The organism is Enterobacter cloacae complex sp. 385G4, assembly GCF_057320665.1.
Window position 1 is genome coordinate 1,063,360 of sequence record NZ_JBXWDD010000001.1, and the last position, 15,104, is coordinate 1,078,463.

A 15,104-nucleotide genomic window follows, 5' to 3' on the forward strand; every position below is an offset into this window, starting at 1 on the left:
TAAACAAGGACTAACTGTAGCGCCATCAGGCTCTTTTCAGAATCCTGCACTTGTTTCATTACGTAAACCGGTTAGGCTAGCATCATGATAACAATGATAAAGAGGTAATAATGCGCTTAATTATTCGTACAATTGTTGCACTGGCGATACTCTGGATTGGCCTTCTTTTAACGGGTTATGGCGTGCTGGTGGGAAGCACCGAAAACGCCGCAGGGTTAGGCATTCAATGTAAGTATTTAACAGCACAGGGAGTCAGCACGGCGCAGTATCTCCATTCGGATAGCGGGATCATTGGGTTAACCAACTGCCCGGTACTGCGTAAGACCTCCGTCGTGATTGATAATGGCTGAGCCACAGCGTTTACGACAAATAAAAAACGCCGCAAAGATGCGGCGTTTTTTTATGCTAACCGGGGTTAGAACGGATAGTCGTGGTAACCCATCTGTTCAGAAATCTTACGCGCGGCGGTATGCAGAATAGCCACGTACTCGTGCAGGCGCTCTTCCGAGAAGCGAAGCGTTGGGAAAGAGATGCTCAACCCTGCGATCACGACGCCAAAACGGTCAAACACCGGAACGCCAATACAGCGCAGCCCTTCTTCCTGCTCTTCGTTATCTTCGCCGTACCCTTGCTCACGCACCTTGTCGAGCACCGTTAATAACTCATCGGTGTTAGTAATGGTGCGTTCAGTGCTGCGTTTGTACTCCACGCCATCGAGGATCTGTTTAACTTCTTCACGATCGCGCCACGCCAGCAGAACCTTACCGATTGCCGTGCTGTAAAGCGGGTTGCGACGACCAATGCGCGAATACATACGCAGGTTATACATGGAGTCAATTTTATGGATGTAAACAATACTGTCTTCATCCAGCGCGCCCAGGTGGATAGTCTCTTTGGTCAGGCGGGAGATCTCGCGCATCTGAATATCCGCGCTACGGATCAGATCCACGTTTTGCAATGCCCGGGCACCCAGTTCAAACAGTTTCAGCGTCAGAGAATATTTTTCAGATTCGCCTTCCTGTGCAACGTAACCCAGTGATTTCATGGTTTGCAAAAAGCGGTAAACGGTGCTTTTCGACATCATCACGCGCTGTGACAACTCTGTGATACCAATTTCACGCTCTTCCCCGAGCGCCTGTAAGATGCCAAACACCTTCAGCACGGAAGAAACTGAATCTGGCTGTTTATCCAAATCCGCAATTGCCATTTACCACCTCATAGAGAGTGTTTTATAAAAATCAGAACCGGTTTTTATTATAAATTCCCGTCATGTTACCTGCAATCAATCCGCGTTTACTTCGTTACAAATCTGCGACATAAAACGGTGTTAACGATGCTAAAATAGTTACCCTGAGAATAATTTCACTCTGAGCTATTTATCCCCGATGGAAAAGAACCTTTCCGATGGCCTGCCTTTGCCCCAGCGGTATGGCGCTATCGCTACGATTATTATTGGTATCTCAATGGCCGTTCTTGACGGCGCGATTGCGAACGTTGCCCTTCCCACCATTGCCACCGATCTGCATGCTTCCCCGGCCAGTTCGATATGGATTGTTAACGCCTATCAGATTGCGATTGTGGTTTCCCTGCTCTCCTTTTCTTTTCTGGGCGATATGTTCGGCTACCGTCGGGTATATCAGTGCGGGCTGGTGGTATTTACCTTTACATCACTGCTGTGCGCCCTTTCGGACTCTCTGCATACGCTGACGCTGGCGCGCATCGCGCAAGGTTTTGGCGGCGCGGCGCTGATGAGCGTCAATACGGCGCTAATCCGCCTAATTTATCCGCACCGCCATCTGGGCCGCGGCATGGGGATAAATTCGTTTATTGTCGCGGTCTCTTCTGCCGCCGGGCCAACGATTGCAGCGGCCATTCTTTCTGTCGCCTCGTGGCAGTGGCTGTTCGCCATAAACGTGCCGCTGGGTATCGTGGCCATCTTCTTTGCCCTGCGATTTCTCCCCGCTAACGGCCCGAAAAGCACCATGCCGCGCTTTGACGTAGCAAGCGCGGTGATGAATGCGCTCACCTTTGGTCTGCTGATTACCGCCCTGAGCGGTTTTGCGCAGGGTCAATCCCTGATGCTAACCGCCGTGGAGCTTGTTGCCCTGCTGGTGACGGGCTTCTTCTTTGTTCGCCGCCAGCTTTCCCTGCCGGTGCCCTTACTGCCGGTCGATCTGCTGCGTATTCCCCTCTTTTCGCTTTCCATCTGCACCTCCGTCTGCTCATTCTGCGCCCAGATGCTGGCTCTGGTTTCTCTGCCCTTCTTCCTGCAAAGCGTGATAGGACGTTCCGAAGTGGAGACCGGGCTGCTGTTAACCCCCTGGCCGCTGGCGACGATGGTGATGGCCCCCCTGGCAGGTTATTTAATAGAACGTGTACATGCCGGTTTGTTGGGCGCGGTGGGGCTGGCCGTGATGGCAACAGGTCTTTTCGCGCTGGCGCTGCTGCCATCATCGCCAGGGGATCTGGACATCATCTGGCGCATGATCCTGTGCGGAGCCGGGTTTGGCCTGTTTCAGTCCCCCAACAACCACACCATTATTACCTCTGCACCGCGCCACCGCAGCGGAGGTGCCAGCGGCATGCTGGGGACCGCGCGTCTGCTGGGGCAAAGCACCGGTGCGGCGCTGGTTGCCCTGATGTTTAACCTTGCCGGGCAAAACGGCAACCACGTTGCGCTTCTCACCGCAGGCGCCCTTGCCACCCTTGCAGCCATCGTCAGCGGGTTGCGCGTGACCCAACCCGGCGTTCAGGCATAAAAAAAGCCGGGCGGAGTGTTCTCCTGCCCGGCTTATTTAAGCGCTTAGCGTTACTTCAGGTATTCTCCACTGCGCAGCGCTTCAATACGTTTATCCAGCGGTGGGTGAGACATAAACAGCTCGCTCAGCGACTTTGATTTGCCGTTGATGCAGAAGGCCATCATGCTGTTCGCTTCCTGCGGCTCGTAGCTGGTTTTCAGACGCTGCAGGGCGGCAATCATCTTTTCACGCCCTACCAGCTTCGCTGAACCGGCATCCGCATGGAACTCACGGTGACGGGAGAACCACATGGTGATAATGCTGGCCAGAATACCGAACACCAGTTCCAGCACCATCGATACGGCGAAGTAGATCAGCGGATTACCGTTGCTCTCTTCACCTTCATCACGGTTGCCACCCATGAAGCCAGCCGCAATCTGCGCCAGGATACGAGAGATGAAGATAACGAAGGTGTTCACCACACCCTGAATCAGGGTCATGGTCACCATGTCACCGTTGGCGATATGGCTGATTTCGTGCGCGATAACCGCTTCGGCTTCGTCACGGCTCATGTTCTGCAACAACCCGGTGCTCACGGCAACCAGCGACGCATCACGACGGGCACCCGTAGCAAACGCGTTAATATCCGGGGCATGGTAAATAGCAACCTGCGGCATCGCAATGCCTGCCTGCTTAGACTGCTGTGCCACCGTATTCATCAGCCACTGTTCCATGTCGTTACGCGGCTGTTCAATCACCTCACCGCCTACGGATTTCAGCGCCATCCACTTTGACATCAGCAGGGAAATGAAAGAGCCACCAAAACCAAACAGCAGCGCCATAATCAACAGACCCTGAACGCTGCTCGACTGAATTCCCGTCAGGCTTAGCACTAGCCCGAAAACCACCATCACCGCCAGGTTGGTGAGCAGGAAGAGCGCGATTCGCATCATAATTTTCTTTTAACCTCAGTTTAACAAAACGCACTATGCGATTACCCACATCGTATGGGTATTACGGCTATTTTCAAGCATCCGGTGGGCGTAAGTCACCAGAAAGACACAACTTTACACAATTGGAAATCAGCCTGACGGAAGGATGCAGAACAAAAAGAAACAGGCACAATTTCTTGTGCCTGTTGAGAGATTATTTTGCCGGAGCGGGCTGTACGGCAGGCTTCTCTTTTTCCAGATTCGCCAGGTCGAGCGCGATATGCACCGTCTCGTCCAGGTACGGATCCGGCTCCTGGTAATCTTTTGGCAGATCGTCCAGTTTCTTGAGCAGAGGCTTACCTTCTCGCTTGAAGCGATCGTTGATACGCGCCAGACGCGTTGCGTCGTCCTCGTTGTTCTCTTTTTCACGCTGAGCGTAGTTCAGAGAAACAATATTCCGCTTATCTTTCAGAGCATTGAAACGCGCAATGTCCTTCATGATGTACTGGAATTCCGGGTCTTTCGCGATGCGTTCATTATGCGCTTTCAGCAGCTCAGGGCCAAACTGCGTCATATCACCTGCCTTCACGAATGTCGCAGCATTGATGCTGTCCCACGGCAACGCGTTATCCTCAAACTTCTCGCCGGTTTCAGTCTCTTCAGTGCCGGTCGGCATCATGATATCCGGCGTTACGCCTTTACGCTGCGTACTGCCGCCGTTAACGCGGTAGAACTTCTGAATGGTGTACTGAACGGAGCCCAGCGCAGGCCATTCCGGACGCAGCATCTGATCGTAAATACGGTTCAGCGAGCGATACTGCTGAACAGTACCTTTGCCGAAGGTGGGCTCACCCACGATTAGCGCGCGGCCATAGTCCTGCATTGCAGCGGCAAAGATTTCAGATGCGGACGCGCTGAAGCGGTCAACCAGGACCACCAGCGGGCCTTTGTAATAGACCACACCGTCGTTATCAGCATCTTCACGAACTTTACCGTTGTTATCACGCACCTGTACAACCGGGCCAGACGGGATAAACAGCCCTGAGAGCGACACCGCTTCGGTCAGCGCACCGCCACCGTTCGTGCGCAGGTCGATGATGACGCTGCTCACGTTCTGCTTCTCAAGTTTCTGCAGCTGAACTTTTACATCGTCGGTCAGCCCCACGTAGAAGCCAGGGATATCCAGGACACCCACCTTCTCTTTACCCACGGTTTTCACCGACATTTTCACCGCGCGGTCTTCCAGACGAATACGCTCGCGGGTCAGGGTCACGATACGGGTTTTGGTGCCTTTACCGGCAGGCAGAATTTCCAGACGAACTTTGCTGCCTTTCGGACCTTTGATCAGCGCAACCACATCGTCCAGACGCCAGCCAATGACATCAACCATGCTCTGACCGGTTTGTCCTACCCCCACAATGCGATCGCCTACGCTTATCGCTTTGCTTTTGGATGCCGGGCCGCCCGCGACCATGGAGTTGATCACCGTGTAGTCATCATCCATTTGCAGTACCGCGCCAATACCTTCCAGAGACAGGCTCATCTCAGTATTGAACTGTTCGGTATTGCGTGGAGAGAGATAGTTGGTGTGCGGATCGATTTCGTGCGCAAAGGCGGTCATCGCCAGTGAGAAAACATCTTCACTGTTGGTCTGCGCCAGACGGCGAATGGCAAATTTGTAACGACGCGTCAGCGTGTCGCGGATCTCTTTTTCATCTTTGCCGGTCAGCTTGAGGCTTAGCTCATCGTATTTGACCTTTCCATCCCACAGCGCGTTCAGCTCGGCTTCGTCTTTCGGCCAGGGCGCTTTGCTGCGATCGAGATTAAAGGTGTCGTTGCCGGTGAAGTCCATTGGACGTTCCAGCACTTTCAGCGCGTACTGATAGCGTTCAAAGCGGCGCTTTTGCGACAGGTTGTAGAGATCGTAGAACAGATCCAGCTTGCCTGACCGCAGCTCATCACCCACCTCGGATTTGCGCTTAGCGAACTGCTCGACATCGCTGGCGAGCAAAACGTTATGGCTGTAATCCAGCAAGTTCAGATAGCGGTCAAAGATTTTGGCCGAAAAGGCCTGATCGAGATCGAACTGACGATAGTGCGAGCGGGTAAAGCGAGAGGTTACACGCTCGCTTACCGTCGCGTGCTGCGTCTCTTCCTTGAGTACCGGAATTTGATCAACACGCGTGATATCGTCCACTGCGAAAGCGTGACCTGTTATGGCAAACAGGCCCGCCAGCGCGGTGAGCTTAAAAAAAGTGTTCATGCCAGGCTTGGCCTCCGTTTCAGAACAACAAGTGTTCTGCGCGTACAATCATTGACATACCAGAAGTCAGCTGTACACGAACGCCATCTTTGGTGATTTCCAGTACGGTGGCGTCCATTGCGTTGTTGCCCGCTTTTACCTTCAGAGCCTGACCCACGCTCAGGGCGTTAATGTCAGAAACCGGAGTATGGCGCTGCTCTTCACGAGGCGCACGAGGGGCTTTCGCTGCTGGTTTGTCTGCACGCGGTTTGCGATCGTTATTGTCGTGACGACGCGGCGCAGGACGTGGTTTACGCTCACGACGAGGCGCTTCTTCCTGACCGTTTGCCGCTGCGGCTTCGCGTTTTTTCGCCTGCTGTTCTGCACGTTGTGCCTGAACGCGTGCTTTGGCTTCTTCCAGCTGCTTGCGCGCGTGTTCTACGTGCTGCTCGTCCAGCTCGCCGCAAGGGTTGCCGTCGAGATCCACGCGGGTCGCGCCCGGTTTGATACCGTACAGGTAACGCCAGCTCGAAGTATAAAGACGTAAGGCAGAACGCAGCTGAGTTTTGCTGAGGTTCATTTCCCCTTCAACACGCGCTACCAGATCCTGAAAAATACCGACTTTCAGGGGACGTGCTTCACCTTCCGCGCTGAAGCACTGCGGGAAACGCTCGGCCAGAAATGCGATAACTTCTTTACTGCTATTCAACTTAGGTTGATTTTCCATGAAATTTCCTGATTACAACGGACGTTGCCAACAAGCGCAGGCATGAACAGGCGTCATTATAATGACGCTATCAGTAAATGCTACGTTATCCGTTGATTATCCTGCGACGCTCGCAAAGAATTTTTGATAATCGGTTGCAGCGAGGACGTTTTCCAGATTCGCCACCAGCTCGCGCAGCCCCTGTTCATCCTCGGTTGTAAAGCGACTGAAGACCGTACTGTCGATATCCAGAACGCCAATAATCTGATTTTTTACCACCAGCGGCAGAACGATCTCTGAATTGCTGGCAGCATCACAGGCGATATGCCCGTCAAACGCATGAACATCTTCCACGCGCTGAACCTGATTCTCGGCCACCGCGGTACCGCATACGCCGCGCCCTACCGGAATACGCACGCAGGCCAGTTTGCCCTGAAACGGACCCAGCACCAGCGTTTCACCTTCCAGGAGGTAAAAGCCAGCCCAGTTCACATCGGATAGCCGTTCGAACAGCAATGCGCTAGTATTTGCCAGAGTGGCTAAGAAGCTGGTTTCACCTGCCATCAATGCCTTAAAATCGCGGTTCAGATCCGCGTAGAATTCTGTTTTGTTCATTATTCAATCACTTAGTTGTCTTACAAAATTACCGCATAGCCTATTAAAATAAGCAATAAATGCGCTCATGCTCAAGATGAATCCGTTCATGAGTTAATATAACGTTCAACAATACTTATTTGCGCGCAGCTGATGGCCTTAAAAACAACCAAAATTACGCCGACAAAAAAGATAACTGTCCATACGGTAAGCGACGCTTTGCCTCGTGCACATTATCAGCGTTGCCCCCAGTGCGATACGCTTTTTATGTTGCCGAAGATGAAATCGCACCAAAGCGCCTTTTGTCCCCGCTGCGACGCTAAAATTCGTGACGGCCGCGACTGGTCGTTAACCCGCCTTGCCGCTATGGCCGTTACCATGCTGCTGCTGATGCCTTTCGCCTGGACCGAGCCGCTTCTGAAGCTTTACCTGCTTGGTGTGCGCATTGACGCCAACGTGCTGCAGGGTATCTGGCAGATGACGAGCCAGGGCGATCCTCTCACCGCCGCCATGGTACTGTTCTGCGTTGTCGGCGCGCCGCTGGTGCTGGTTGCAGCCATTGCCTACCTGTGGTTTGGTAACATCCTGGGAATGAACCTGCGTCCTGTGTTGCTGATGCTGGAAAAGCTTAAAGAGTGGGTCATGCTGGATATCTATCTGGTGGGCGTGGGCGTGGCATCAATCAAGGTGCAGGACTATGCCTTTCTGCAGCCGGGCGTCGGGCTTTTTGCCTTTATCTGCCTGGTATTGCTCAGCATCCTGACACTGATCCACCTGAATGTTGAGCAGCTTTGGGAGCGTTTTTACCCGCAGCGCCCTGCCACCCGCCCGGATGAAAACCTCCGCGTCTGTCTGGGATGCCATTACACCGGGTTGCCCGACAAGCGTGGACGCTGCCCGCGCTGCCACATACCGTTGAGGTTACGACGCAACAACAGCCTGCAAAAATGCTGGGCGGCGCTGATTGCCTCCCTGGTGTTTCTGTTCCCGGCCAATATGCTGCCGATATCCATTATTTACGTGAACGGTGGCCGTCAGGAAGATACTATCCTCTCCGGTATTATCTCTCTTGCACACAGTAACGTTGGGGTGGCGGCCATCGTCTTTATTGCCAGTATCCTGGTTCCCTTTACCAAAGTGGTGGTGATGTTTACCCTGCTCGTCAGCATTCACTTTAAGTGTGAACAAGGTTTACGTACCCGTATTCTGCTTCTGCGATTCGTCACCTGGATTGGCCGCTGGTCAATGCTGGATCTGTTTGTGATTTCGCTGATGATGTCGCTGATCAATCGCGACCAGCTTCTTGCTTTTACTATGGGACCCGCGGCTTTTTATTTCGGCTCTGCGGTGATATTGACTATTCTTGCTGTGGAATGGCTGGATAGCCGCTTACTTTGGGATGCACATGAGTCAGGAAACCCCCGCTTCGCCGACTGAAGCGAGAATTAAAACTAAACGCCGCATTTCGCCATTCTGGTTGCTGCCCGTCATCGCCCTGATGATTGCAGGCTGGCTTATCTGGACGAGCTATGAAGATCGCGGCAGTACCGTCACCATTGATTTTCAAACCGCCGACGGCATCGTCGCCGGACGAACCCCCGTTCGTTTTCAGGGGGTCGAAGTCGGTACGGTTCAGGACATCTCCCTTGGAAAAGGGCTTAACAAGATTCAGGTGCGGGTCAGTATAAAATCTGACATGCAGGATGCCCTGCGCAGCGAAACGCAGTTCTGGCTGGTGACGCCGAAAGCCTCCCTGGCCGGCGTGTCCGGGCTGGATGCGCTGGTTGGCGGCAACTACATCGGCATGATGCCGGGCAAAGGTGAACCGCAGGATCACTTTGTCGCGCTGGATACGCAGCCGAAATACCGCCTCAATAACGGCGATCTGATGATCCATCTTCAGGCACCGGATTTGGGCTCCCTGAACAGCGGCTCGCTGGTCTACTTCCGCAAGATTCCGGTTGGACGCGTGTACGATTACTCGATTAACCCGAACAAACAAGGCGTCACCATTGATGTGCTGATCGAGCGTCGCTTCACCAATCTGGTGAAAAAAGGCAGCCGCTTCTGGAATGTCTCCGGCGTGGATGCCGACCTCAGCCTGAGCGGTGCAAAAGTGAAGCTTGAGAGTCTGGCCGCCCTGGTTAACGGTGCCATTGCCTTTGACTCCCCGGAAAACTCAAGCCCTGCCACGGCCGATGACACGTTCGGTTTATATCCGGATCTGGCGCACAGCCAGCGTGGCGTGATCGTTAAGCTCGTTCTGCCTGATGCCAAAGGGCTGAAAGCGGGGTCAACGCCGCTGATGTACCAGGGACTGCAGGTCGGCCAGCTCACCAAAATGACGCTCAATCCGGGCGGCTCGGTCACGGGCGAAATGACGGTCGATCCGAGCGTGGTCGATCTCCTGCGCGAGAAAACGCGCATCGAGATGCGCAGCCCTAAACTCTCTCTGAACGATGCCAGCCTCAGCACGCTGCTGACCGGAAATACCTTTGAACTGATCCCCGGTGAAGGTCAGCCCAGCAATAGCTTCGTCATTGCCCCGGCGGATAAAGCGCTGCTGCAAAAACCGGGCGTCGTGACGGTTACGCTCAATGCGCCTGAAAGTTACGGCATTGAGGCCGGTCAGCCGCTGATTCTGCACGGCGTACAGGTGGGTCAGGTGCTGGAGCGAACGCTCTCCGAAAATGGCGTGAGCTTCTCGGTAGCTATCGATCCGCAATACAGCAACCTCGTCCATGGCGACAGTAAGTTCGTGGTGAACAGCCGCGTCGACGTGAAGGTGGGTCTGGACGGCGTGGAGTTTCTCGGCGCCAGCGCCAGCGAATGGGTTAACGGCGGTATTCGCATTTTGCCGGGCAATAAAGGCCCCGTTCGCGACAGCTACCCGCTGTACGCCAACCTGGACAAAGCGATTGAAAACAGCCTGAGCGATATGCCAACCACGACCCTGACCTTAAGCGCCGAGACGCTGCCTGACGTTCAGGCGGGCTCCGTGGTGCTCTACCGCAAGTTTGAGGTTGGGGAGGTGATCGCCGTTCGCCCGCGTGCGGACGCGTTTGATATCGAACTGCATATCAAGCCCGAGTACCGCAAGCTGCTGACCCCAAACAGCGTCTTCTGGGCCGAGGGCGGCGCGAAGGTGCAGCTTAACGGCAACGGCCTGACCGTGCAGGCCTCCCCGCTCTCGCGCGCGCTGCGCGGGGCGATCAGCTTTGATAACCTCAGCGGCGCGGGCGCGAACCTGCGAAAAGGCGATAAGCGAATTCTCTTCCCATCCGAAACTGCCGCGCGTGCCGTGGGTGGGCAGATTACCCTGCATGCGTTCGATGCCGGCAAGCTGGCGGAAGGCATGCCAATTCGCTACCTGGGCATTGATATCGGGCAGATCCAGAAGCTGACGCTCATCACCTCGCGCAACGAGGTGCAGGCCACCGCCGTGCTTTATCCGGAATATGTGCAGACCTTCGCCCGCTCGGGTTCCCGCTTCTCGGTGGTGACCCCACAGATTTCGGCCGCGGGCGTTGAGCATCTCGACACCATTCTGCAGCCTTACATCAACGTCGAGCCCGGTCAGGGCAAAGCCCGTCGTGATTTCGAGCTGCAGGAAGCTACCATTACCGACTCGCGCTACCTTGGCGGCCTGAGCATTGTAGTGGAAGTGCCGGAAGCGGGCTCGCTTGGCATCGGTACGCCGGTGCTGTTCCGCGGCATTGAGGTGGGTACGGTTACGGGCCTCACGCTCGGCACGCTCTCCGACCGCGTGATGGTGGCGCTACGCATCAGCGAGCGTTACCAGCATCTGGTGCGTAATAACTCGGTGTTCTGGCTGGCATCCGGCTATTCGCTGGACTTCGGCCTGACGGGTGGCGTGGTGAAAACCGGTACCTTCAACCAGTTCATCCGCGGCGGTATTGCCTTTGCCACCCCGCCAGGAACGCCGCTGGCGCCGAAAGCGCAGCCGGGTAAACACTTCCTGCTGCTGGAAAGCGAACCGAAAGAGTGGCGCGAATGGGGAACGGCCCTGCCGCGTTAATCTGACAGGCTCCGGTGTCAACGCGCCGGAGCCTTTATGTTACACTGCGCACCTGAACTTTTCCCTGTGGTGTGCTCGTGGCTCAAAACTCCGTATTTCTTCCCGATCAATTCCTGGCGCAGATGCGCGAGGCGCTTCCCTCTCATCTGTCGCTGGACGATTTTATCGCCGCCTGCCAGCGTCCGTTACGCCGCAGCATTCGCGTCAACACCCTGAAAATCAGCGTCGAGGATTTTCTGGCCCTGGTTTCTCCGTACGGCTGGCAACTTACGCCGGTTCCGTGGTGTGAAGAGGGTTTCTGGATCGACCGCGATGACGAAGACGCGGTGCCGCTGGGAAGTACCGCAGAACATCTGAGCGGTCTGTTTTATATTCAGGAAGCGAGCTCAATGCTACCGGTTGCCGCCCTGTTCGCCGACGGCAACGCGCCTGAACGCGTGATGGATGTCGCCGCCGCGCCCGGCTCGAAAACCACGCAGATTGCCGCGCGCATGGGCAATCGCGGAGCAATCCTCGCCAACGAATTTTCCGCCAGCCGCGTGAAGGTGTTGCATGCCAATATCAGCCGCTGCGGTATTCATAATGTCGCTCTTACGCACTTCGACGGTCGCGTCTTTGGCGCCGCCCTGCCGGAAATGTTTGATGCCATCCTGCTGGACGCCCCCTGCTCCGGTGAAGGGGTAGTGCGTAAAGATCCCGATGCGTTAAAGAACTGGTCCGTGGAGAGCAATCTTGAGATCGCCGCCACGCAGCGCGAGCTGATCGACAGCGCGTTCCACGCCCTGCGCCCCGGCGGCACGCTGGTCTATTCAACGTGTACCTTAAACCGCGATGAAAACGAAGACGTCTGCCTGTGGCTGAAAGCGCAATATCCGGATGCGGTCGAGTTCCTGCCGCTTAACGATCTGTTTTCCTCGGCACAGGAGGCGGTCACGCCGGAAGGTTTCCTCCACGTGTTCCCGCAGATTTACGACTGCGAAGGGTTCTTTGTGGCGCGTCTGCGTAAAACGCAGGCGGTTGCTCCCCTGCCCGCCCCCAAATTCAAGGTCGGCAACTTCCCGTTTGCGCCGCTTAAAGGCCGCGACGTCGCGCAGCTTGAAGCCGCAGCCAGCAAGGTCGGGTTGCAGTGGGATGAGAGCATGCATCTCTGGCAGCGGGACAAAGAGGTTTGGCTTTTCCCGGCGAATATCGAGCCACTGATTGGCAAAGTGCGTTTTTCCCGAATCGGGATCCGCCTGGCGGAAGTGCATAATAAAGGCTATCGCTGGCAGCATGAGGCCGTCATCGCGCTTGCCGGACACGAGAATACCTTTGCCCTGACGCATCAGGAAGCCGAAGAGTGGTACCGTGGCCGCGATGTTTATCCTGACAGCTCGCCTTCCGCAGATGAAGTGGTGGTGACCTATCAGGGATTCCCGCTGGGGCTGGCCAAAAAGGTCGGTTCAAGACTCAAAAACAGCTATCCACGCGAACTGGTCCGGGATGGCCGACTGTTTACCGGTAACGATCGCACCGCCTGAAAAAAGCGCATTTTTTTACTGGCGATTTTGCTCTCCTTGTCTACGATCAAAAATGGATCCCCATACTGGTCATACCAGATTTTGACAACCGACCCGGAGAGCACTATGACGAAAACCAGCGTGCGTATTGGCGCTTTTGAGATCGACGACGCAGAGCTGCGCGGCGAAGCACAAGGCGATCGAACGTTAAGTATTCCCTGCAAATCCGACCCGGATTTGTGCATGCAGCTCGATGCATGGGATGCAGACACCAGCGTCCCGGCAATACTTGATGGCGAACATTCTGTCCTTTACCGTGAGCATTACGATAGTAAAGCCGATGCCTGGGTCATGCGTCTTGCCTGACCTAAAGAGAACCCGCCCGAAGGCGGGTTATTTATTACTGCAGCTGCGCCAGCGTAAAGTAACCGTCAAATACGGCCCCCGTATCAATGTAGTGCAGATTGTCAAAATCATACCTTCTGTCGACGGGCGTATGTCCGAACCAGAAATGATCCGCCCCGCTAATACCCTGCCCTTTGCCCACCATAAACCCCATCAGGCGGTCGCGATCCCATAACACGCGCTGGGCGCTTACCGGTTTTTCCCAGCGGTATTCCTCCGCCGGGTAATCAGCATGAGCAATAACGTTCAATCCGTTCGCGCAGGTAATTTCGATAATATGCGGTAACGCACGACATGCGTTAAGTAACGAGCGCGCCCGCTGCTGCTCCTCATGCTCAAGCCGCGAAAACCACATTCCGCCATTCATTGTCCAGAGCGCAAAATCATTATTATCCAGGCTATCTATTGCCATTTGCTCATGATTGCCCCGCACTGCTCGAAACCATTTCTCATTGATGAGCTGCAATGATTTCACGCTGTCCGGACCACGATCGATCAGATCGCCAACGGAAATAAGTAAATCCTCATAAGGATTGAAATGACGGCGTTTCAGTTCCTCCATGAGCCTCTGGTAACAGCCGTGTATGTCGCTGACAACCCATACGTGACGCCACTCTCCACCTTCTATTCGCTGATACATAAGGCCTCCCTTTAACAGTATAGCCGCCGTCAAAAGCGCAAGAAGATCAGCGCAGCCCTTACAAAGTAAAACAAACGGTAAACCAAAGAGAAATAAAGATCCGCGCGCTCTTAATCCCTTTTTACTGGCTCCTTAGAATAAGGGGAGATAAAAACGAGAGGTCTTCACGTGTCTAATACACAGCTACATAACGATGTTTTCTATCCGCATCGCACGAATATTATTTCCGAGCTGGTGAACGGCAAACGCGTCCCGGGGCCAATCTGGCGGAAACGCGACTACCGACTGAAGTTCCTTTTACGTTCCCTGCTCTTTTGGTCTTCCACCCACCGTATGCTGGAAGCCCTCTCTGGCCGTGACGATTTCGACAAACTGCTGACATCGCAAATTACGTTGCCCAGCAAGACCCATCGGCAATACCTGATGCGTGGTCTGACGGCAAACGATCGCGCCGACGCTATCGTTAACCATTACTACTGGATCGATCGCCTGAAGGAGAGCCGTCTTGCCCAGGCTATGACCGGCGCGCAGGAACAACCTATCGCGCAGTTCCATGTCAAAGACGGCATGACCTACACGATTAATGCGTCCTCAGCTGGCAAAGCCGAGCGTGAAGGTGAGAGTACGCTCTGGCTGCGCGACAACGAGGATACGCTTCTGGCCAGCCTGACCTTTAGCGTCGCCCGCAGCAATGGCCAGCCCGTTATGGTCATTGGCGGACTTCAGGGCCCCCGTCGCTGCGTGTCACGAGATGCCATTAAACTGGCAACTCGCGCCTGCCATGGCCTGTTTCCCAAGCGCGTGCTGATGGAGGTACTTTTCCAGCTGGCAGCGCAGTCCTCTGTTCGGGCCATTTTTGCCGTCAGCGATGAGGGACACGTTTTCCGCGCGCTGCGCTATCGCCTCAGCAAAGGCCGTCATTTCCACGCCAGCTATGACGAATTCTGGGATTCTTTGGGTGGGAAAAAACTTTCCGCCTTCTGCTGGCAGCTGCCGCTGCAGATGGAGCGCAAATCCCTCGACGAGATAGCCAGTAAAAAACGCGCTGAATACCGTCGTCGCTTTGAACTGCTTGATGAAATTGAGGCGTCCGTTAAGTCCCATTTCTAATCGCGACAAGCGTTTTCGCTCTCAGCACAGAGAATGCACTCGGTTTGAGAAAGGAATGATAAAGCAGAGCACTCTTGCATATGCCAGGGGTGCTCAGTTAGCATTGCGCGAAATGAAAATAGCGAATGCGTTGGAAAAGCGCAGTGTAGACGCAAATTTAAGGACTTTAATGATGATTTACGACTGCTTCTTGTATTAC

Annotated in this window: 13 protein-coding genes; 7 read left to right on the plus strand and 6 right to left on the minus strand. The window is 54.7% G+C overall.

Going from position 1 to position 15,104, the window contains the following annotated elements:
- Positions 1–110 precede the first annotated feature (110 nt).
- On the plus strand, positions 111–350 hold the full coding sequence (locus AC2FAJ_RS05255; RefSeq protein WP_041909477.1) for a YobH family protein: 240 nt from the start codon (positions 111–113) through the stop codon (positions 348–350).
- A gap of 65 nt (positions 351–415) precedes the next feature.
- Here AC2FAJ_RS05255 and kdgR read toward each other — a convergent pair whose 3' ends face one another.
- Positions 416–1,207: a DNA-binding transcriptional regulator KdgR gene (gene kdgR, locus AC2FAJ_RS05260; protein WP_014884288.1), complete on the minus strand. Its 792-nt coding sequence runs from the start codon at positions 1,205–1,207 to the stop codon at positions 416–418.
- Between the two features lie 178 nt (positions 1,208–1,385).
- Between kdgR and AC2FAJ_RS05265 the strand changes: the two genes are divergently transcribed.
- On the plus strand, positions 1,386–2,759 hold the full coding sequence (locus AC2FAJ_RS05265) for an MFS transporter (RefSeq protein WP_041909476.1): 1,374 nt from the start codon (positions 1,386–1,388) through the stop codon (positions 2,757–2,759).
- Between the two features lie 50 nt (positions 2,760–2,809).
- Here the strand turns inward: AC2FAJ_RS05265 and htpX are convergent, their stop codons facing one another.
- From htpX to AC2FAJ_RS05285, 4 genes are all read right to left on the minus strand, one after another.
- Entirely contained in the window at positions 2,810–3,691 is an 882-nt protein-coding gene (htpX, locus tag AC2FAJ_RS05270) for a protease HtpX (RefSeq protein WP_010432647.1), read from the minus strand.
- Positions 3,692–3,884: 193 nt separating this feature from the next.
- A complete protein-coding gene (gene prc / locus AC2FAJ_RS05275; RefSeq protein WP_028013542.1) occupies positions 3,885–5,933 on the minus strand; it encodes a carboxy terminal-processing peptidase in 2,049 nt (682 codons plus the stop codon).
- A gap of 19 nt (positions 5,934–5,952) precedes the next feature.
- Positions 5,953–6,639: an RNA chaperone ProQ gene (proQ, locus tag AC2FAJ_RS05280; protein ID WP_028013543.1), complete on the minus strand. Its 687-nt coding sequence runs from the start codon at positions 6,637–6,639 to the stop codon at positions 5,953–5,955.
- Positions 6,640–6,735: 96 nt separating this feature from the next.
- Positions 6,736–7,233: a GAF domain-containing protein gene (locus tag AC2FAJ_RS05285; protein ID WP_008500476.1), complete on the minus strand. Its 498-nt coding sequence runs from the start codon at positions 7,231–7,233 to the stop codon at positions 6,736–6,738.
- A 132-nt stretch (positions 7,234–7,365) separates the two neighbouring features.
- On the opposite strand from AC2FAJ_RS05285, the gene yebS reads away from it, so the two are divergent.
- The 4 genes from yebS to AC2FAJ_RS05305 all read left to right on the plus strand — a co-directional run bounded on the left by yebS (position 7,366) and on the right by AC2FAJ_RS05305 (position 13,116).
- A complete protein-coding gene (yebS, locus tag AC2FAJ_RS05290) occupies positions 7,366–8,649 on the plus strand; it encodes a membrane integrity lipid transport subunit YebS (protein ID WP_041909475.1) in 1,284 nt (427 codons plus the stop codon).
- Positions 8,618–11,251 (plus strand): PqiB family protein, encoded by a 2,634-nt coding sequence (locus AC2FAJ_RS05295; RefSeq protein WP_045630782.1) that lies wholly within the window; start codon positions 8,618–8,620, stop codon positions 11,249–11,251. The genes yebS and AC2FAJ_RS05295 overlap by 32 nt, the downstream gene beginning before the upstream one ends.
- Positions 11,252–11,322: 71 nt before the next feature.
- Entirely contained in the window at positions 11,323–12,771 is a 1,449-nt protein-coding gene (gene rsmF, locus AC2FAJ_RS05300; RefSeq protein WP_204376005.1) for a 16S rRNA (cytosine(1407)-C(5))-methyltransferase RsmF, read from the plus strand.
- Between the two features lie 105 nt (positions 12,772–12,876).
- The gene (locus AC2FAJ_RS05305; protein WP_041909472.1) at positions 12,877–13,116 is read left to right on the plus strand and encodes a YebV family protein; all 240 of its coding nucleotides are present in this window, start codon (positions 12,877–12,879) and stop codon (positions 13,114–13,116) included.
- 34 nt (positions 13,117–13,150) lie between these two features.
- Here AC2FAJ_RS05305 and pphA read toward each other — a convergent pair whose 3' ends face one another.
- The gene (gene pphA, locus AC2FAJ_RS05310) at positions 13,151–13,795 is read right to left on the minus strand and encodes a protein-serine/threonine phosphatase (RefSeq protein WP_041909471.1); all 645 of its coding nucleotides are present in this window, start codon (positions 13,793–13,795) and stop codon (positions 13,151–13,153) included.
- 168 nt (positions 13,796–13,963) lie between these two features.
- Between pphA and AC2FAJ_RS05315 the strand changes: the two genes are divergently transcribed.
- Positions 13,964–14,905 carry a VirK/YbjX family protein gene (locus AC2FAJ_RS05315; RefSeq protein ID WP_041909470.1) on the plus strand — a complete coding sequence of 314 codons (942 nt, stop codon included), beginning with the start codon at positions 13,964–13,966 and terminating at the stop codon, positions 14,903–14,905.
- Positions 14,906–15,104 lie beyond the last annotated feature (199 nt).